This is a genomic window from Filifactor alocis ATCC 35896 (assembly GCF_000163895.2).
Lineage (GTDB): Bacteria > Bacillota > Clostridia > Peptostreptococcales > Filifactoraceae > Filifactor > Filifactor alocis.
Genome location: NC_016630.1, coordinates 859690 through 880230, shown reverse-complemented (window position 1 = coordinate 880230; position 20541 = coordinate 859690). Strand labels below are relative to the sequence as shown.

Sequence of the window (20541 nt, the reverse complement as noted above, 5' to 3'; positions counted from 1 at the left end):
GAGGATTGAAAAAATGATTTCAGCGGGAGAATTTAGAAAAGGGATTACATTTGAAATGGACGGACAACCATACTTGATTGTAGATTTCCAACACGTAAAACCTGGAAAAGGTGCTGCGTTCGTTCGTACAAAGTACAGAAACTTGGTAACAGGTGTATTAAGGGAAGAAACATTCAACCCAAATGATAAATATCCACCTGCACCGATTGAAACAAAAGAAATGGAATATCTATACAATGATGGTGAAATGTACTATTTCATGGATAGTGAAACATATGATCAAGTTCCTTTGAACTATGAGCAAGTAGAAGATGCAATTCGTTTCTTGAAAGAAAATGACAGGGTAGTGATTCGGTTCTACAAAGGAACTGCATTCCAAGTAGAGGCTCCAAACTTTGTAGAGTTGACTGTTACAGAGACAGAACCGGGGGTAAAAGGAAACACTGCTACCAATGTAACAAAAAATGCTGTCGTAGAGACAGGTGCAACAATTCAAGTGCCGATGTTTATCAACGAAGGCGATAAAATTAAAATTGATACTCGTACAGGAGAATATTTATCTCGCGTATAATTGGGTATCTTATTAAGTAGGTATGAAATGGATGATCCATTTTTACAATATAATCAATAAAGGAGAGATGAGCATGGAATATTTGAACGAAAGAGCTGCTTATTTAAGAGGTTTATGTGATGGGTTGGATATTTCAGAGGAAACCAAAGAAGGAAAAATTATTTTGGAACTGATCGATTTAGTAGCTGATCTTTCCGATGCTTTGGTAGAACTGAAAGATAATCAAGACGAACTTGAAGAATACGTGGAATCAATTGATGAAGATCTTTCTGATTTGGAAGTAGATTTTTATGATATTGATGAAGACGAAGAATTCTACGATGACGATGATTATTTGGAAATGACTTGTCCGAATTGCGGAACAGAAGTGGAAGTAAGCGGAGAAGATTTGGAAGATGAAGCATTGACCATTCATTGCCCTGAATGTGATGAAGTGTTGATTGAAAGTGTAGAAGAGTCTGAGGACGAAATGTAATAGGTTCTTTCAGAAATTTGGAAGAATGGGATTTTGGAAAAGGGGAACTTGTTTGAGTTTCCCTTTTTTCAAAATAAAAGAGAGTCCGTTTGTTGAATGACGGTACTAATAGTTGGATGTAATAAAATAGGATGGCTGATGACAGCCCTCTTTGATAATCATATAAAGGATGAATTTGTGTGATTATCAAAGAAAAGAAGGAGTGATGATGCGTTGAAGGAACTAAAAGAATTTCAAAAAAAAATTGGATATACGTTTCAAGATGAAAAGTTACTTCGAGAAGCGTTGACCCACACTTCCTATATCAATGAAAATCGCAACAAAAATTTGAGACCGAACGAGAGATTGGAGTTTTTGGGAGACAGTATTTTAGGAGTTGTGGTAAGCACCTATCTGTTCGAAAAGAGAAAAGACCTTCCCGAGGGAGAATTGTCAAAGATTCGTGCATCGATTGTATGTGAAGATTCTTTGCAATTAGTTGCGAAGAGATTGGATGCAGGCTCTTACATCTACATGGGAAAAGGTGAAGAAATGACAGGTGGAAGAACAAGACATTCCATCTTGGCAGATATGGTGGAAGCCTTGATAGCGGCGATTTATTTGGATGGGGGAATGAAAGCTGCCTCAAAATTTATTTTTTTATTTATGGAAGATGTGATGAAGAGAGCAACCAAGGGAGATATGGACAAGGACTATAAGACAAGGCTGCAAGAAATTGTGCAACAAAAACCGGATCGCAGTATAGAATATCGTGTGATTGGAGAAAAGGGACCGGATCATCGCAAAATATTTGTGGTAGAGTTGTTAGTAGACAAAAAACAGGTTGCAGTAGGAGAAGGATACAGCAAAAAAGAGGCAGAGAAACAGGCGGCAAAAAAAGCCTTGCAACTCATGTTGTCTTAAGGGGAAGAAATATGACGGGAAATGATAGGAAGAAAAAAATTACCATTCCGATTTTTGTGCCTCACAAAGGGTGTCCGAATGACTGTGTGTTTTGTAATCAAAGAAAGATTACGGGAATGACAGAGGAAATGACAGTATCTCGTGCAAAAGCTACCATAGAAGAATTTTTATCAGAAAAAAGAGAGGATGCTTTTTATGAGATTGCATTTTTCGGCGGAAGTTTTACAGCAATTTCAGATGCAAGGAGAGTAGAGCTGTTGCAACTGGCTCATCAATATATTTTGAGCGGAGAAGTGAAGTCCGTTCGTATTTCCACAAGACCGGATGCGATTGATGAGATGATATTGGAAGAGTTGCAACAATATGGTGTGCAAGTGATAGAATTGGGAGTCCAATCCTTGGATGAAAGAGTGTTGCAAGAGAGCAATCGAGGACATGATGCGGCATGTGTCTATCGTAGTGCAAAACTGATTCAGGAGTATGGGTTTCAGCTGGGATTGCAGATGATGATCGGACTTCCGTTTGACAGTGAAGAAACAATTTGGTTTACTGCAAATGAATTTGTGAACATCAAACCGGATATGGTACGAATTTATCCGACTTTGGTGGTAGAGGATACGAAGCTTGCCACATGGATGAAAGAGGGAAAGTATCAGCCTCTTTCGTTAGAACAAGCGGTGGAACAGGCGAAAAAATGCAAGGTTCTTTTTGCTTGTCATGATATTCCTGTGATTCGAATGGGATTGCAGGCGACGACGGAAATACAGGATGGTAGCTCCGTTTTGGCAGGGCCGTTCCATCCGGCATTCGGTGAGATGGTCTACTCTGCCGTCTATCAAGATTTTTTGGAAGAAAAATATTTGTGGAGAAAAGAAGAAGAACAGAGAGAATTGATGTTTTACGGACGATTGTTGGAAGATGATACGGTTGTAAAAGTTACGGTCCCTAAGAGGCAAGTTTCTCGATGGATTGGGAATCATGCAAGTGTCAAAAAATATTTCCGAAAAAAATATTCTGTTTCATTGCATATAACGGGAGAACCAAGAGAGACCGTTCGATTGTACGGAAGAGAGTATACAGAGAAAGAAATTTTTGAGATTGTCTTTCAAAAATATGAAGAAGAGAAAGAATAGATTGGTAGGGAGTAAGATGGAGCGTTATGTCGAATCTAATCAAATTGCCGTAAATTTAAAAATGTCTCTCGATTGCGGTGTATTTGAATCAGTACATTGATTTAAGAGAAAGCAAGAGTATGGACAGCAATTTGGAATGATGATAGAAAACAATTGAAAGAGATAAGAGTAGAATCAGAGAAATGAATTTCTTTGACAAAGGATGAGGTGTCATAGGTATTGAAGTTAAAGTCGATTGAGCTAAAGGGCTTTAAATCCTTTCAAAACAAAACAAAGATTGTATTTCCCGTAGACGGTTTGGTGAGTATTGTGGGTCCGAACGGAAGCGGTAAGAGCAATGTACTGGATGCTTTTCGTTGGGTGCTTGGAGAACAGAGTGCCAAAACGCTGCGCGGTGAAAAAATGGAAGATGTTATTTTTTCGGGGACACAGTTCAAAAAACCGTTGAATATGTGTGAAGTGGAGATTGTGTTTGATAACAGCAGTCATACGCTTGATTTGGATTATGATGAAGTGAGCATTCGCAGAAAAGCGTATCGGAGCGGAGAGAGCAGCTTTTATATCAATAATAAATCTTGTCGGTTGAAAGATATTCGGGAGCTGTTTATGAATTCCGGTATCGGACGGGAAGGCTATTCCATTGTAGGACAGGGCAAGGTAGATGAAATTGTAAATGCAAACTCTCAAGACAGACGAAAAATATTTGAAGAAGCTTGCGGAATCACCAAATATCGATATAAAAAAGAAGAAAATGAGCGAAAACTGTCTCGTGTCAAGGAGAATTTGGAGCGAATCGAAGATGTGTATGCGGAAATAGAGCGTCGAGTGTTGCCTTTGGAGAAAGAAAAGGAAAAAGCGGAGCAATATTTTTTGCTGAAAAAAGAATTGAAAGTTTCTGAACTGAATTTGATTTTGAAGGAAACCAAAGGAATTGTGGAACAGATTCAAACCGATGAAGAGGAATTACATCAAAGAGAGCAGGAACGGTTGTCCAAAGAGTTGCAACTGGAGAATTTGCAAGAGCAGAAGGAAGAACATGACAATTTTCGGAAAGAACAGGAACAGTTGCAGGAACGGATGCAACAACAGTTGATAGAGAAATCGGAGCAACAACAGACGCTTACCTACAATATTCAAAAGAATGATGAGATTGTGAAGTCAATTCATACACAGGAAACTTATTTGAAAAATGAGTTGATTTCTTTGGAGAATGATGTCATTCGATTGAAAGAAGACAGACACAAGCAGGAACTTTTGTTGCAACAAAAACAAGATAAAGAAAAAGAAAAGCAACAACAACTTGAAGAAATGACTTCGGAAGAAGGAGAGGTTGTCTCTTATTTCAAAGAGTTGGAAGAACGAATCAAAGAAGAACAAAAGTTATTTTTTGATAAAACAAGTCAAAAAAATGTACTTTTGTCCAAAAAAGAACAGCTTGAGATGCAACAGAAGGAATCTAAGACAGAAGGAACGGAGCATGAGAGTAGAAAAACAGAGTTGGAGGCAGAGAGATTCAAAGTTGTTCAAGAGGTGGAAAAGAGCCGTCTTGCATTGGAACGAACAAATGAAGAACAACTGACTTTGGAACGGGACTTCCGTGAACTGCGACAAAAAATGGAATCATACAAAAAACAAGTAGATTCTTTGACCGGAGAGTACAATGCATTTCAGGTAGAGGTCAATACCTTAGATTCCAAACGAAAAATGCTTGAAAATATGCAGAAAGAGTATGAAGGAATGCCACATGCGATTAAGCCGTTGATAAAGGACTTCAAGTTGGATGGAATCTATGATGTTGTAGCGAATTTGATTGATACGGATAAAAAATATGAGACGGCGATTGAATCGGCATTGGGAGGAGCAATCTATCATATTGTTGTAGAGGACAGTTTTGTTGCTAAAAAAGCAATTCAGTTTTTGAAAACAAATAAGTTGGGCAGAGTGACCATGCTTCCGATTCAGAATATGAAGGCGAAATATCCGCATAGCGCTGCAAAACATGAAACTTTTGCAAATCAAGTAGTGCGTGTAAATCCTAAATACCAAACAGTCATTGACTCGTTGCTCGGAAGAACGATTCTGTGTGAGACGATTGACCAAGCGATTGAAACCTCTAAGAAATATGACTATCAGTACAAAATTGTAACCTTGGAGGGTGATATCTTTAACGCAGGAGGTTCCGTAACGGGCGGTTATCGTTCTAAAAAGGTAAATTTGCTTGCAAATAAGAGATTGCAAAAAGAACAAGAGACACTTTTTTTGCAAAAACAACAACAATTGGCACAGTTACAAGAGCAAAGAGAACGGTTGTTGGAGGAAGAAAAAGAAAATTGGAAATATCAACAAGAATTGTGGAGTCGATTGGAAGAGAAGAAAAAACAAAAGGAAGAACTGCAATTTCAGACACATCAACTGGAACAAAAAAAAATGGAGTTAGAGCGAAGAATTCAGGAAAAAATCGTGTTGTTACAGCAGTTGGAAGAAAGACAAGAAAAGCGAAACAGTCAGATTGCATCATTTGAGAAAGAGATTGCAAAACTGGAGGCCGAACAATCTGCTCATCAAAATTTAATTTTGGAAAAAGAGCAGGAAAAAACCGGATTTGAACAACAGAAACAAATGCATGGGAAAAAATTGGAAACACTTCGATTAGATGCAATTTCATTGCTTCGTCAAATAGAAGGATTGCAACATACCATTCAAATTCAGTCGGATAATTTGGCGTCCGTTTCCAGACAGATTGTAGAAAGAAAACGACAGGAACAAGAAAATCAAGAGAGAGTGGAGCAACTCATAGCAGAAAAAGAGCAATTTTCTTTGGAGAAGAAGAAATTGGAAGAAGAGAGCATTGCGCTGAAACAGCAACTTGTTGAACAGCAACATAAGGGACAAACAAAACTTGAGTCGGAGCAACAGTTGGAAGAAAGAATAAAACAGCTGGAAAGCGAACAGCTCAAAGAGATGAGAGCATCATTTGAGTTGGAGAAACGACTCAACAAGAACAAAATGATTATCGATCATTACAATGAAAAACTGGAAGAGGATTATCATCTTGAAATCGGTCAAATTCAAGCATTTTACGATGAGAACGCAAATACGAAAAAGACATATATTCAAGAGTTGAGAAGAAAGATAGATTCCTTAGGGAATGTAAATTTGAATGCTATTGAAGAGTACGCCGAAGTAAAAGAACGATATGAATTCTATCGAGAACAAAAGCATGACTTGACGGAGGCGATGGAGACAACGGAGAAGGTCATTCGAGAGTTGCAGTATACGATGTCGAAGGAGTTCAAACAAGAGTTTGCAGAAATCAATAGCTGTTTTCAACATACATTCCGTGCTCTGTTTGGAGAAAGCGGAACGGCAGAATTGGTTTTGGTAAACGAAGAAGACTTGTTACAGTCTGAAATTGAAATTAAGGCACAACCGCCGGGAAAAAAATTGAAGAGTATTGCGGCAATGTCGGGCGGAGAAAAAGCCTTGACAGCGATTGGAATCGTGTTTGCAATTTTGATGAGAAGACCGGCTCCGTTCTGTTTTTTAGATGAGATTGATGCGCCTTTGGATGATATCAATGTACATCGATTCAACGAGTTTTTGAGCCATCTGTTAGAAGAGACACAGTTTGTGACGATTACACACCGACGGGGAACGATGAAGTCATCCAAATACATTTATGGAGTGACGATGGAAGAAAAAGGAATTTCCAAATTGTTGAGCATGGAGTTACAAGAAGCGGGAGACTTTATTGAAGAATAGAAAGTCGGGTTGAAAAAGATGTTATCAAAATCAAAAAAAGAAAGGAAATAGAAGGATGTTTAAGAAATGGTTTTCGTTTGGAAAAAATAACGAAGAAATCAAGAATACGGAAGAGGGAACAACAGACGATATAGTAGAAGAGCAAGTAGCAGAAGTATCTACAGACTTGGAAGATATTGTAGAGGAACAGGTAGAAGAAATACCTGCAGAACCGGAAGATATTGTAGAAGGGCAAGTAGAGGAACAGGTAGAATCGGAAGATATTACAGAACAGCAAGCGGAGGAAATATCGGAAGAACTTCACGATATCACAGAAGGACAAGTGCAAGAATTATCGGAAGAGCATGATGATATTGTAGAAGAGCATGTAGAAGAAGTGCCTGTAGAATTGGTAGATGTTACAGAAGAGGAAGCCGAGGAAGAACCTGAAAAGAGAGGTTTTTTTGCACGCTTGAAAGAAGGACTGTCTAAAACAACACAAAACATTACGGGAAAGATAGATCAAATGCTTGGAAATTATACCAAGATTGATGAAGATATGCTGGAAGAGTTGGAAGAAATTTTGATTACTTCCGATGTGGGATATGAAACGACTGTCGAGATTGTGGATCGATTGCGTCAAAATTTAAAAGAAAAATTGATTGATAATCCAGCACAAGTGAAGCCGGAACTGAAACTTGTGATTGAATCCATGTTACAAGAAAATCAAGAAAGCTTACGAATTGAGGAATCTCCGAGTATTTTGGTGGTAGTAGGAGTGAACGGGGTTGGGAAGACAACTTCGATTGGAAAATTAGCACATCAAATGAAAGGACAAGGAAAGAGTGTGTTGCTTGCAGCTGCGGATACTTTTCGAGCGGCGGCTGCGGATCAACTTACGATATGGGCAGAACGAGCTGGGGTGGACATTGTGAAACATCAAGAGGGTGCAGATCCGTCCGCAGTTATCTTTGACGGGATTCATGCAGCGAAAAAAAGAAATATTGATGTTTTGATTTGTGATACAGCAGGAAGATTGCATAATCGTAAAAATTTGATGCAGGAATTGGGAAAAATCTTCAAAATTGTAGAGCGTGAGTATCTGGAGGCAAACAAAGAAGTGCTTTTGGTAATTGATGCCACAACAGGACAAAATGCGATGAATCAAGCAAAGGTGTTCCAAGAAGTAGCACCGTTGAGTGGAATTATTTTGACAAAGCTGGATGGAACGGCAAAAGGCGGAGTGGTATTGGCAATCACTCAAGAGTTGAAAATACCGGTAAAATTTATTGGAGTGGGAGAACAGATTGACGATTTACAAATGTTTGATGCTTCCTCTTTTGCAGAGGCAATGATTGGAGAATAGCGTGGGTTTGAAAAAAGTGATGTTTCAAAACGACATCGATTGATGACGGAACAACAGCCTGCGGCATTTTCTTAACCATTGTAAACCGATAGATTATTCTTACGGTTTTATTACAAAACCGTAAGAATATACATATCCGTTTCGTTTTGTAGTATAATCAAGATGACTTTATCAATGAATAAAAATTTGTTTCTTACAAAAAAGGAGGGGTTTTTGAATGAAAAAAAGAATAGTGGCTGTTGCGACAATACTTGCAGTTTCCTTGACGGGGACCGCGTTTGCTGCGACAGGTGCTTTAAAAGGAGTTTTTGTAAAACCTTATGTGTATGTGGTGAACGGACAAGCTAAAACCATGGGTGCCGGATACCAAACTTTGGAATACCAAAACAGAGCGTATGTGCCGGTTCGTTTTGTATCGGAAGCACTGGGAATGAACGTGCAGTATGTAGAAAAAGGGCAAGTAATCAATATCACTTCTCCGAAGAAACCGATGACAGAGGACGAGATTTGTCCATATATCACAACAAATGATAAAATTCGGGCATTGGAAGAAAAAGTGAAAAAATTGGAAAAAGAAAATGCAGATTTGAAACAAACATTAAAGGACAACAAAACTTCGGTTGAGAACGAGTTTTTGAAAAAAACAACAAATCACCATTTGGATAAGCTCCCTGTTTCTGAATTGGACGATAACATTAAGGTTACAGTCAAGGGATATGGTTTCGATAACGGCGATAGAGATTTATACCTAAATATCCGTGTTGAAAATGTGAACGAAGATAATGAATCATTCCAGCTTTCTCCATCAGAAACAAAAATTTCTCTTAACGGAAAAGAGTATAAGGGGGATGTAGGGAACGGAGGACTGACATTATATAATATGTTGAGTAACAAGAAGGATCATACAGACGGCTCCGTTGTATTCAAAGGAATTGATCGTTCAAACGAAAATGATGAGTATTTAATTCGTTTTGTATACACAGATGCATCAGGAGTGAAAAAACAAACATTGATTACTCGTTTCAAATTAAAGTAGACCATTTTTTAAAAAAGAAAGGAAGAGTATTATGAAAAAAAGAACAAATGTACTTGTAGCAACAGCATTGAGTTTGGCTTTATTACCAACCTCTGTATTTGCATCCACTTTGAGTGTAAGTAAGGAAACAGCAAAAGAAGGAACTCCTGTTCCGTTTCAAGCGGTGTTGAGTGCAGACTCGGCAGATATGGTAAAACAAGGAGTTATGACAGTTTCACTGGAAGAAGGATCTTTTGTTGTAAAAGAAGGAAAAGTATTTTTAGGCAACAAAGAAATTAAAAAAGATGTTTCTGTTTTTGAAAAAAGCATTTTGTGGAATGTAACAAAAGAAGATGTTGCCGCTATCAAAAAAGGAGATACAATCAAAGTCACCGGAATGGTAGAGACACAAGGTCTTGGTGAAAAGAAATTGACGGTAGATGCAAATGATATCGGACTTGGAGTAGATACCAAAGTATTTGCAACAATGACAGAACAAGATACCACTTTTGTGAAAGTGCTTGAGAAAGCTCCGTCTGTGGGATATCAAAGAGACTCTTTGAAATTTGCACAAACTGTTGTGGCTGTCAAAGGTGGAGAGCAATTGACAGTTACCCTTCCGGCAGGAATAGCTTGGAATGAAACCGAAATGAAAAAAGAAGATTCTTTGAAAAATGCAACAATTGTATCTTTGAAGAAAAATGTTTTGACAGTGAAAGCGAACAAAGGAGCAACACAAGTGTTTGTGAAACCGGATGTATTTGTACCGGAAGAAGCTGCGAAAGGTGATGTAGCAGTAGAATTCAGCTCTGCAGAAAGAAAAGCAACTGCAGTATTGGCAGTTGTAGAAGAATACCAAGTAACCATGACTGTAAAAAAAGGAATGAAGAAAGAGTTTGTAAATAAAAAACAAATTCCGGTAACTGTTGAGTTGAAGTCAAAAGGAGGAAAACTTCCTAAAACATCTTATGTGGACTTCAAATTAATCGGCGGAGTTGCTACTGTGGAAGCAGTTGGTGCAAAAGAAACCGGAGAGAAAGCTAAAATTACAAAAGAAGTAGAAAAATTTGCATTCCGTACCAATGATGCAGGAGATACAATGCAATTGAATCTTGTGGTAACACCAAATAAAGGCAGCAAATTAGTAACTTTAGAAGCAGAACTTAGAAATGCATCAGCAAAAGTTGATTTAATAGAAGTAGTTGAACCCGTTACTGTAAAGAATACAGTAAAAAACATTCAAGGCGGACAATTGAACGAAGAAGTTGGGGATGTAGTAATAGAAGAAGTTGAACCGAGAGCATTAGAAGCAGGAGAACTTTACGTTCTTAAAGTGAAAGACACCAAGTTAAATCCTGTACTATTCGGTGACAATGCGAAATTAGATGCGAAAAATGTTATCGTGAAAGATTTCGGTTTAACAAAAGGAGATGATGCGATTCAGTTTATGTTAGATCGTGCGTCTGTAGCTCCTAACAAAGGGTTGATTACAATTTCAGATTTGAAAATTTCTACACAAAGAACAATCGCGAACGGAAATTACAAAGCTGCATTATATAAAGTAGTGAAAGCAGACAAAGAAAAAGAAGAAATTGTATTGAATGACGGAAAACGTTATGGATTGGAAGAATTGGCATCATTTGAATTGTTCAGCATCGGAACAGAACAAATGAAGAAAGAAACTATCTTTACATTGGGCTCTAAAAAGTATACCGTAGAGGGAACAGAAAAAGAATTAGAAACTGCCGTATACACAAAAGAAGGATATACAATGTTGCCAATGAGAGTTGTTGCTGAAACAATCGGAGTAGATGTAGCTTGGGATAATACAACAAAAACAGCAACCTTTACAAAAGGAGATGTAGTTGTAAAAGTTGTTTCTGACAAAGCGGTATTGAACCGAAACGGTGTAGATATCAAAATGAATACAGTAAGTGAAAATGTAAAAGGCAGATTGTTCTTACCGTTGAGCTCCTTAGGAGATGCATTCGGTTTGGAACGCGGTCAAGGATATGATTGGATGCCTGAAACAAAACAAGTAGTGGTAAGATACTAATTTCATCATAAAGAAATGTTTGAGTGAGAGGAGAACATCCTCTCACTTTTTATAGTAATGTTTCAAGTAGCTTATGGAAAGAGATTCCCGTGGCAATAATAAAACAGAAATAGGATTTTGCAAAAAATGTATCATTACAAGAATATAATACGAAAACTCAATAGAATTACTTCATTATTTCCTGAAAAACGAAGTGTTTCAGACACTTAAAAAAGTTATGGATAGACTCTGTGAAGGTGTAAATAAACTGATTCATAAAACAATCAAAAGCATAATTTGTAGAGATTGGATTGATTCAATCATTTAATAGGGTTTTAGTATAAAAACAGATGAGAATGGCTATTTATTACAAATATTCCGTGTTTTTTTTATAAAATGGGGTATCATAGTACCTATCAGTGATATGTATTCAGAGAAGATATCAGTGTAAGAAAAATAGAAGAATTTTTAAGATACCATAATGATTTCAGGAGGGGATTGGCTTGAAAAAAAGATGTGTGGCAGTAACGTTGTTATTCAGTATGGCACTTACTTCGATAGGATTTGCACAAACGAAACAAGAGCCTAAGACGTTGAGCTATGAAAAAGCGATAGAACTGGCAATTCAAAATAGTTTGGAAATAAGACAAATAGATAGAAAACTGCAAAAGGTAGAGACGACAAACAAAGAGCTGGACAAAATGTCTAATCGACTGAGTTCTTCTCCAAATGATTATCCGGGAAAGGCTGAGCAGTGGAACAAATTAGTATACTCGTTGGAAAAAGAAGATAAGGAAAAGAGTTTGAATGAATTTAGTATCAGATATACCAAGCGTATGCTGGAGGATACTATTCGTAAGTTATTTCATTCCATCGAATCTTCCGTAACGGAAATGAAAGATTATGACAAGCAAATAGAATTAAAACAAAAAGAACTTCAAATTGCAAAAGTGAGATATTCTGTCGGAAAAATCAGTCGATATGACTATGATTTGTTGCAGACTTCTTTAGAGGGAATGAAACGCACGAAGGAACAAAAGAGACTGGAATTGCAAAAACAAAAATTAGAGTTGAACAAGTATTTGAGATTAAAAGACTTGGACGAATATACATTGCTTTCCATTCCGTATCAATATCAACCGATTTCGTTGACAGATGGACAATTGGATTCGCATGCATTGAGAGCCTCTCACGCCAATATGTCCATTGTTGCCAAGGAGAACGGAATCTCTTTACAACAGTTGCTGATTGATCAAAATCTTGTTTCAGGAAATCGAAAAATTCAGCAGGAAGATGTGTATATTGCAAACACGGAAAATCTCAAATTAAAGGAAGATATTCGCGAGGGAGTGAAACGAGAGTATTCCAACTTAAAATTGACGGAAGAAAAAATAGAGCTTTTGTTGCATAAAAAAGAGACGATGAAACAGGAAATCGAAAACGATGAAGTTCGTTTGAAATACGGAAAAATTTCAAAATTCAGTGTAGAACAAAAGAAAATGCAACTTAGTGAAATGGAGCGTCAGTATACAGAGTTGACAAAAGAGTATGAATTGGCAAAAATTCATTTTGAAAATTTGTATGTAAGCGGATCCAATCTATAGAATCAAAAAGAGGAGAAGTGCCGAAAAGTGCAGCAGAACTCAAGAACATTTTGTTTTTGGATTCTACTTAAAATAACATTTCAGGGCTTCTCTTTTTGATTGCCCGTCTTTATCTATGATTCATACGAAACACTATTTAATACTATTAGATATTAGAACTGACAGGTTGGATGCTTTGAACTATATGATTCTCCAAATTATTTTTCAGTAATTGTACATTCTGCATACCCGGTATTTTAAACGGAGAATGGTATAAAAATATAGACATAGTGTATGATTATGAAAAAAAGAGAATAGAATAGCATTAAAAAAGCAGAGTTTTATTATAATTTTAATCAATGATTGATTATGATACGGTTGTATATCGTGATGTTATTCAAGGCATGATTCATGTTTCAAGAAGCACTTTCTTATGATATAATATTGCCTATAATATATGAAAAAAAGTTCTGAAATTCTGAGTAACAGAGAATTGGAATAAAATAGATATTGTTGAAGACGGATAGACTATAGAGGAGGAACTAAGGGAATATGAAACATCAGCCGGAGGAAAATCAGTCTGTAGAAAATGTAAAGAACAGTGAATTAACGAAGAATCAAGAGTTTTCAAAGATAGAAGAAGCTGTAAAGTCGGATGAATTGGAGAGTTTTCAGGGATTCGAAGAAGATAAAGAGAGTTCCGGACAGATACAGGATACGGATACAGAAGAAAATATTTTGCAGAAACAAGATGAAAATTTGATAGATAGTTCTGTAGCAGAAGCTTTCGTCAGTGATAACATAGAGCAGAAGGTGAAGTTGCAAACAGAGGAAGAGGTTGCGGAGAAAAGTGATATAACCGAAGAAAAGGAATTGTCACAAGAGAAAGAAGACACAAATAAAAAACTTAGTTTTTCAGAGAGAAGAAAGAAAAGAAGAGAAAGGAAATTATTTGAAAGACAGCGCAAGGTCTATATTTTTTTGAAAACCGGAACGAATTGGTTGTCTTTTGTTCCGTTTATCATACTGATTGTGTGCTTGCCTTGGATTTCTTACATGGTATCTCCCGACAGTCTTTTGAAAATTGCTCCAAAATGGTCAGGTGCTGCACCGACGGATTATCTCTTGTATCAAAAATCTCTTTGGTTGTTGCTTATACTGCCGTTGTTTGTATTATTCGGACTGTTGTATCAAAGGAAGATGGAGAGAAAAAAAGACATCATTCTAACCTTGGCATTTTTGTTTTTGACAGGATATTCCGTTTTGGTGATTGTATCAGCCGTACTATCTCGATATACGGAGATTTCCTTTTGGGGAGCGGAAGAACAACGAGAAGGAATGTTTGTGCTGATAGGGTATGTGGTACTTTGTTTGACCGCTGTTTCACTCTATCGCAAGGAGAAGGACTATAAGGTGATTTTTTGGTCACTGTCTGTTTTGACAGGAATTTTGATATTGTTCTTAGTCGCAAATACAACGGAATATGATTTTTATAATTCTGTATTTTTACAAGGATGGAAACAAAGTTCCGCCTTTGACGAGATTTCTTCGGAAGTGTTTCAATCTATGGAATTATATGCTTTGACGTTACATTATACTGAGTTGGGGACATTGTGTTCGTTGTTGTTGCCGTTCTTTACCGTAATGGCAATTTTCGTAAAAGAAAAAAACGTGCGAGTTGTATCGATTGTGATGGCGGTTTGTTCTTGTATTCTGCTTTTTTTCAGTATGTCGAGAGCAGGAGTTGCAGGAGTGTTTGTTGCGTTTTCGGTATTGCTTGTGACATGTGTTCGAAAATGGCTGATACATTACAAACAGACACTCGGTGTAATAGCTGTGTTTATGGTGTTTTGTGCAGGAGCCGGCATTGCAACAAACGGAGAGATTTTTTCGAAAGGAATTGAGTTGAGACAGGATTTTTATAGCCTGTTTCAGAATCAGGAGAATTTTGATTATCATAAGGATATTCCTATCAAACAGGTTGCTATAGACGGAAAGAGACTGTTCTTCACAATGCAACAGGAAGTGTTGGAGCTGGACTACACAACGGGTGCAGTCAACTGTTTTGATAAAGAGGGACAGTTTGTTGAATTTCAAAAAGGAGAAGGAGTCCGTTATATGACGACGGATTCTCGTTTTGCGGATATTTCTTTTGCAACGGAAATCATCAAAACAATGGATAGAGAGAAAGAAGAAAAAAGAAAAGTTTTGAGACTATATTATCAGGACAAACAGATTTTTATTGTAAATTTGGCAGGATTGCCGCAAAAGGCATTTTTGGACACACAATACAAAAACTTGGATATCGTAGAAGCACCTTACTTTGGGTTTGAAGGAAAAGAAAAATCTGCAAACAACAGAGGTTATGTATGGTCAAGAACTATTCCGTTGTTAAGGGAAAGACTTTGGATAGGTTCCGGGGCGGGAAGTTTTTCAAAAGAGTTTCCGCAGGGAGATGTCTTGGCAAAATGGTATGTGTACGGAACGCCGAATATGACAATCAAGGAAGTGAACAACCGATATTTGCAAACGGGAGTAGAACATGGGCTGTTGGCATTGCTGATTTGGATTGTGGTACTTTTCTTCTATTTTGTAGACAGTTTTACACTTTATATTTTTAGAAAAGAATATAACGCCACCGAAATTTTCGGACTTGCAATCTTTGTAGCTTTGGTAGGATACAGCGTGAATACATTTTTTGTCAGCACGTCAATATCGGTAGCACCGTTGTTCTGGTGTTTGTTTGGATTCGGTATGGGAGCAAACTACTGGGTAAGAAGAATGCGAGAGCAAAAGATGTTCAAATAAGCACTATAGAAAAAATCTGACACCGAAACCTGATAAATTGTCATAAGTTTGAAGTTGAATCATGTTCCTCCAGCTTGTTCTTCTCAAAGTTAGGACAAAATTTTAAGCCATGAATCACAACTTGCAACGGTGATGGTAATGGGAACAAACAAGACATGGTATCAACGAATAACAGAATGAAAGAGAAAAGCACTCATTTTGATGTAATCTACAAAAGTTTAGATTAAAAATTCGACTTTTGAAAGGAATACAGCTTGAGTGCTTTTTGTTTATGCTTCGTTAAAGTTTTTAGAATCATCTTTCTCTTCCGAATCGATGCCGGCAATTGCTTTTCGATAGTAGTGAAAGATGTGTTTTTGAGCATTTTCTTCGAAATAACTCAGTAGAGAGTCATCATCATTGTTAGAAATCAATCTTTGTTGTAGAGATTCGTTGTTCAAAAGAACATACAGTTTAGCAATAAAATCTCCATAATCATCCGGTGTGTACAGCAAGCCGTTCACTTCACTTTCAATCAAATCTACATGACCCTTGGTAGCAGAGGCAAGTACCGGAATAGAACATTCCAATGCATGAACGATTCCGCGCGGCACACCTTCAATCAGAGAAGGAGAGAGATAAATATCACTGATGGCATAAAGTTCTGTCGCATCTTCTTTTTCTAAAAACAGCGTATTTTTGTAAATACCTTCCTTTTCGACAAGTTGTTTCATGGTTTCCAAGGTAGAACCTGTGCCGTTAAAAATCAATTTGAAATGAGGAAAATGTTCGATGATTGGAGCGATATTTTGAATTAAGAATTCATGATTTTTATCTTGTTCAAACACATTGTCATAGAGCGCAACAACATGGTTTTTTGTAAGTTGATACCGCTCTCTTAAAATATTTTTGTCTATTGCGGACACCTTGCTTTTGATAGATGGAACACCGAGCCCGTACAACTTGACAATGATGTCTTGAGAAAAACCGTATTTTTCTGCGATGTTAAAGTCTGTTTCACTGGACACAATCAACAAGTCTGTTGTTTTGCCTGCTTTTTTCTGTCTTTCAAAAGATTTTTTTTCGAGGATTCCGCCGGAACTTTCATAGAAAGGATACTCTGAAGAGAGATGGAACATTTTTGGACGTTCGAATTTTCTAAAAGAGGAACAACGGCCTGCCATCCTTGCTAAATATCCCGGAATATCCTCATAAGAAATGACAACGGTATAATCTTCTTCTCGATAGAGTTGGCGAACTTGTTTGATCATTTTTTGTTCTTTCAAAAAACTGCCTTCTGCAAAAAAATCAAAATCAATCACCTGATCTACAAAAGGGATATCGATACCGGTATCTTCTCCTAAAAGATGAACGATATAATGATTTTTTTTGAAAAATTCTAAATGTGCACTCAGTTTTTTGTTTATATTTGTTATGGATGAACCAACGAACAAAACTTTTTTCATAGGAATCCTCTTTTCTTATCACAATGGTATGATTTTATATTTGAAATATAATCATTTAGAATTATATCATATATTGATAGTGTTTTCTATAATCCTTTTTAATATAAAATCTCACCTTAAAACAGTAAGATTTTTTGACATAACTTTTTTGTAAGATTATAATGTAAGAACAAAACAGAACCGTCTGTTTCTACCGATATCCGTCACTTGCTTGCTGTTATAAACTTAAACTACCGTTCATATTTTAATCTTCCGGTTACTTTATATCAAGCGTTTCAATTCGTTCAATGTTGAAGAAGATATTTATTTCATGTGTATGAATATGCAATCGGAGTTTAGTATCGAAATTGTTTATAAATCATGCAAACGGAACAAGGAAGCAAGTTTTATAACATAGGTGTTAACAAATAAGAACAAATGACTATTAAAATCCATTATTATAACTCTTCCTTATTTGAATTACCCAATATTGTCATTGTTTCAAGTTGTGATTCATGGTTTAAAGTTTTGTCCTAATTTTTAGAAGGAAAGAGGCTTAGGAATATGGTTCAGCTTTGAACATATAATAATTTTATGATGTTTGAATAGTAGCAATTCAATATCTATGAATAATAGTTCTAACTCATATGTTTTATCATTATCCGTCTTGCGCCACAGTGATATGGGAACAAATGAAAATACAGAGAAGAAAATCCTTGTTTCCGCAAGATAATTGTGATATAATGTGTTGTATTTTAATGGATTGTGTATTCCGCTGGCAGATGAATGGCTAAGAATACAGTAGCTCAAATTATAGGAGGAAGAAAGACATGGAAATTTTAAAACAAATTGAACAAGAACAACTAAAAACAGACTTGCCTAATTTTGGTCCCGGGGACACTGTAAAAGTTCACTTGAGAGTAAAAGAAGGAAAAAGAGAAAGAATCCAAATTTTTGAAGGATTGGTAATCAAAAGACAAAATAGCGGAGTAAGAGAAACATTTACTGTAAGAAAAATTTCTTTCGGAGTCGGAGTTGAAAAAACTTTCCCGGTACATTCTCCGGTTATCGAAAAAATTGAAGTAACTCGTCGTGGTAAAGTTCGTCGTGCAAAAATCAACTATATCCGTAAGAGAGTTGGTAAGGCTGCGAAAGTAAAAGAAAAAAATATGCGATAAGATATGATGAAAAACAGAACGGAAACACCGTTCTGTTTTTTTATGAGCACTTTCGCCTGTCGAACACAGGCACTGGATGAAAGGACTATCTGTAAGGATTTTCATGTTACTTGAAGATGATTGTAAAGAAAGGATATCAATTCCTATGGAGTAAGAGGAACGATGTATGATGCGTTGTGAGATGGTAAGGATAGAATCGTGTTGGAATCATACTGTAAAATAGAACCATAGGATTTGATGGAAATAACAGAGTTGTATTTATTTCAATAAGACAGTTGCATAAAATTAGAAAATAAATCATAGTAAGTCCGTTTTTTGGTACAGTGAATCGTGTATACTGTCATTAATAGGAAAACATAGTCGGAACAAAATTGAGAGAAGGGACAATGAGATTTTGTGAATTGTATAGAAAATAACCTTCAGAAGGATAGAAATTTTTTAGGTGTTAGAGTTTGTGATATGGTATCATAAACGAATTTTCATACTGTTTAGAACAGAGAAATTAAGAATAACTGCTCTAAACGGTATGAGGGTGTAACAAATAGAAAATGTAGCAAATGGAAGAAGTAAGAAATAGAACATGATACATTTGATGGAGGAGTTTGAAATGGAGAAGATATGTCCTAAATGCAAATCGAAAAATACGATTCCTATTTTATATACATGGCCTACCGTAACTCATGGTGAGGAGGCTAAAAAAGGAAATCTCATCCTTGGTGGTTGTCTGGTATCAACAAGCGATAAAGGCGGAGAGATAGACCGTCATTGTAAAGACTGCGGGTATGAATGGGCGACAACAGATTTGATGAAGAGGAAATAGGTAGGGATTTGGAGTCGCTGCTTGACCCAATGTGCAAAAATATGACAGTTAACGAACTGCTAGAGAGGTACTTGAAGACCAGAACCGGAGTGAGACCAAACATTCTGATGAATTATGGTTTTGTTAAAAACATCCTTGCCAAAGAAGAGTTTGGATCAAACAAGATGTGTAGGGTCAAGACTTCAGATGCAAAACTATTCTTAATCAAGTTACAGAATGATGGAAAAGGCTCTAGTACAATAAAAACAGTCCGTGGGGTTCTTCGCACGGCATTCCAGATGGCGGTTGACGATGATTTGATTGTAAAAAATCCGTTTGGATTTCAGCTTGCTGGAATTATCTATAATACAGAAAAGATGAGACAGGCAGTTTCTAAGGAGCAGATGAAGCAGTTTCTTAAATTCATACATGACGATAATGTTTACTGTAAGTACTATGAGGTTTTCTACGTCCTGTTCCATACGGGAATGAGAATCTCAGAGTTTTGTGGACTTAAACTTAGAGATGTGGATATGAAGAATAAAGTTATTGATATCAACCACTAGCTTCAAAGAACTTCATGGGGTGAGTATGTAATAGAAAACACCAAAACGAATGCCGGAACAAGGAAACTTCCGATGATGGAGGATATCTATCTAATGTTTCAGGCAATCATTGAAGACAGACCAACAGACCTTCCTGAGATTATGGTAGCAGGGTATTGTGGCTTTCTTTTCAGAGATAAGAACGGAATGCAGGAAGTAGCCATGCATTGGGAACACAGGTTTAACCATGCAGTCAAAAGATATAATGATATTTTCAAAGTGCAGATGCCGAACATTACTCCTCTTGTTTGTAGGCACACCTACTGTAGAAACATGGCGAGAGCAAGAATGAATCCAAAGACCTTTCAGCACCTTATGGGACATTCGGACATTTCCGTCACAATGAATGTTTACACTCACCTTGGCCTTGACAATTCAAAAGACGGGATGTTCAGGCTTGAAGAACTTAATGCAGTAAAGGAAGAGGAGAAAAGCCGATAAGTCAGAAAATGTTCAAGGCAATTTAATAAGAAATAATGATGATGACCTCGGTGGCAATGAGCTGCCGGGGATATTTTTGTATCTACAGATATTGAATTGACAAAGATCTGTTGAGGGTATATACTTTTGGTATAATTTTTCCGTCAAAGCATTTGAAAGAATGTGACGCAAAGCTAAAGTGCTTAAGTTAATTATATGGTTGCCAGTTGCACGTTGTACGTATTACTAGAAGTAACAGTGCTTTTTTTATTTGGAGGTTTACATGATAGAAGGATATATGACTATCAATGAACTGGCTGAAAAAGGGGGTGTTACTTCGAGAAGAATTAGAGCAATGTGTTTCAACGGACAAATAAGTGGAGCTGCTAAACTTGGAAGAGAATGAGCTGTTCCATCAGATGTCTTCGGTAGAGTAACAACAGGGGATACAAAAATTGGCGAAAAAAGGGGAAATAAAATTTAGA

14 protein-coding genes, 1 pseudogene and 1 riboswitch are annotated in these 20541 nt (G+C 36.8%); of the genes and pseudogenes, 14 read left to right on the top strand and 1 reads right to left on the bottom strand.

The features are described from left to right. The first annotated feature begins 13 nt into the window (after positions 1-13). The 10 genes from efp to HMPREF0389_RS03880 all read left to right on the top strand — a co-directional run bounded on the left by efp (position 14) and on the right by HMPREF0389_RS03880 (position 15630). Positions 14-571 (top strand): elongation factor P, encoded by a 558-nt coding sequence (efp, locus tag HMPREF0389_RS03925; protein WP_014262400.1) that lies wholly within the window; start codon positions 14-16, stop codon positions 569-571. Between the two features lie 73 nt (positions 572-644). Further along, on the top strand, positions 645-1046 hold the full coding sequence (locus HMPREF0389_RS03920) for a CD1247 N-terminal domain-containing protein (protein ID WP_014262399.1): 402 nt from the start codon (positions 645-647) through the stop codon (positions 1044-1046). A gap of 213 nt (positions 1047-1259) precedes the next feature. Further along, positions 1260-1949: a ribonuclease III gene (rnc, locus tag HMPREF0389_RS03915; RefSeq protein WP_014262398.1), complete on the top strand. Its 690-nt coding sequence runs from the start codon at positions 1260-1262 to the stop codon at positions 1947-1949. An 11-nt stretch (positions 1950-1960) separates the two neighbouring features. Continuing rightward, entirely contained in the window at positions 1961-3082 is a 1122-nt protein-coding gene (locus HMPREF0389_RS03910; protein WP_014262397.1) for an elongator complex protein 3, read from the top strand. Positions 3083-3301: 219 nt separating this feature from the next. Next, on the top strand, positions 3302-6844 hold the full coding sequence (gene smc, locus HMPREF0389_RS03905; protein ID WP_014262396.1) for a chromosome segregation protein SMC: 3543 nt from the start codon (positions 3302-3304) through the stop codon (positions 6842-6844). Between the two features lie 55 nt (positions 6845-6899). Then, on the top strand, positions 6900-8189 hold the full coding sequence (gene ftsY, locus HMPREF0389_RS03900; protein WP_014262395.1) for a signal recognition particle-docking protein FtsY: 1290 nt from the start codon (positions 6900-6902) through the stop codon (positions 8187-8189). 217 nt (positions 8190-8406) lie between these two features. Next, positions 8407-9225, top strand: coding sequence for a stalk domain-containing protein (locus HMPREF0389_RS03895; protein WP_014262394.1), 819 nt, complete (start codon positions 8407-8409; stop codon positions 9223-9225). A gap of 31 nt (positions 9226-9256) precedes the next feature. Then, positions 9257-11260: a copper amine oxidase N-terminal domain-containing protein gene (locus tag HMPREF0389_RS03890; RefSeq protein ID WP_014262393.1), complete on the top strand. Its 2004-nt coding sequence runs from the start codon at positions 9257-9259 to the stop codon at positions 11258-11260. A gap of 482 nt (positions 11261-11742) precedes the next feature. Beyond that, positions 11743-12843, top strand: coding sequence for a TolC family protein (locus HMPREF0389_RS03885; protein WP_014262392.1), 1101 nt, complete (start codon positions 11743-11745; stop codon positions 12841-12843). Between the two features lie 531 nt (positions 12844-13374). Next, a complete protein-coding gene (locus HMPREF0389_RS03880) occupies positions 13375-15630 on the top strand; it encodes an O-antigen ligase family protein (protein ID WP_014262391.1) in 2256 nt (751 codons plus the stop codon). A 269-nt stretch (positions 15631-15899) separates the two neighbouring features. Here the strand turns inward: HMPREF0389_RS03880 and HMPREF0389_RS03875 are convergent, their stop codons facing one another. Further along, on the bottom strand, positions 15900-17075 hold the full coding sequence (locus HMPREF0389_RS03875; RefSeq protein ID WP_014262390.1) for a glycosyltransferase: 1176 nt from the start codon (positions 17073-17075) through the stop codon (positions 15900-15902). Between the two features lie 809 nt (positions 17076-17884). Between HMPREF0389_RS03875 and rplS the strand changes: the two genes are divergently transcribed. The 4 genes and pseudogenes from rplS (at position 17885) to HMPREF0389_RS09225 (ending at position 20462) form a co-directional block, all read left to right on the top strand. Further along, entirely contained in the window at positions 17885-18232 is a 348-nt protein-coding gene (gene rplS / locus HMPREF0389_RS03870) for a 50S ribosomal protein L19 (protein ID WP_014262389.1), read from the top strand. 607 nt (positions 18233-18839) lie between these two features. Continuing rightward, complete coding sequence (locus HMPREF0389_RS03865) at positions 18840-19052, top strand: hypothetical protein (protein WP_041250788.1); 213 nt, start codon at positions 18840-18842, stop codon at positions 19050-19052. Beyond that, positions 19019-20077: pseudogene (locus HMPREF0389_RS09350) on the top strand (site-specific integrase). The gene HMPREF0389_RS03865 and the pseudogene HMPREF0389_RS09350 overlap by 34 nt, the downstream one beginning before the upstream one ends. Before the next feature lie 132 nt (positions 20078-20209). Next, positions 20210-20291: riboswitch (cyclic di-GMP riboswitch) on the top strand. A gap of 48 nt (positions 20292-20339) precedes the next feature. Next, complete coding sequence (locus HMPREF0389_RS09225; RefSeq protein ID WP_278214645.1) at positions 20340-20462, top strand: hypothetical protein; 123 nt, start codon at positions 20340-20342, stop codon at positions 20460-20462. Positions 20463-20541: the final 79 nt, after the last annotated feature.

What these genes read in the sequence shown, in the direction of transcription:
- HMPREF0389_RS03880 (WP_014262391.1), top strand. Translation starts at nt 13,375, where the DNA reads ATGAAACATCAGCCGGAGGAAAATCAGTCTGTAGAAAATGTAAAGAAC.
- HMPREF0389_RS03875 (WP_014262390.1), bottom strand. Translation starts at nt 17,075, where the DNA reads ATGAAAAAAGTTTTGTTCGTTGGTTCATCCATAACAAATATAAACAAA.
- HMPREF0389_RS03895 (WP_014262394.1), top strand. Translation starts at nt 8,407, where the DNA reads ATGAAAAAAAGAATAGTGGCTGTTGCGACAATACTTGCAGTTTCCTTG.
- ftsY (WP_014262395.1), top strand. Translation starts at nt 6,900, where the DNA reads ATGTTTAAGAAATGGTTTTCGTTTGGAAAAAATAACGAAGAAATCAAG.
- rplS (WP_014262389.1), top strand. Translation starts at nt 17,885, where the DNA reads ATGGAAATTTTAAAACAAATTGAACAAGAACAACTAAAAACAGACTTG.
- HMPREF0389_RS03910 (WP_014262397.1), top strand. Translation starts at nt 1,961, where the DNA reads ATGACGGGAAATGATAGGAAGAAAAAAATTACCATTCCGATTTTTGTG.
- efp (WP_014262400.1), top strand. Translation starts at nt 14, where the DNA reads ATGATTTCAGCGGGAGAATTTAGAAAAGGGATTACATTTGAAATGGAC.
- HMPREF0389_RS09225 (WP_278214645.1), top strand. Translation starts at nt 20,340, where the DNA reads ATGATAGAAGGATATATGACTATCAATGAACTGGCTGAAAAAGGGGGT.
- HMPREF0389_RS03865 (WP_041250788.1), top strand. Translation starts at nt 18,840, where the DNA reads ATGGAGAAGATATGTCCTAAATGCAAATCGAAAAATACGATTCCTATT.
- HMPREF0389_RS03920 (WP_014262399.1), top strand. Translation starts at nt 645, where the DNA reads ATGGAATATTTGAACGAAAGAGCTGCTTATTTAAGAGGTTTATGTGAT.
- HMPREF0389_RS03890 (WP_014262393.1), top strand. Translation starts at nt 9,257, where the DNA reads ATGAAAAAAAGAACAAATGTACTTGTAGCAACAGCATTGAGTTTGGCT.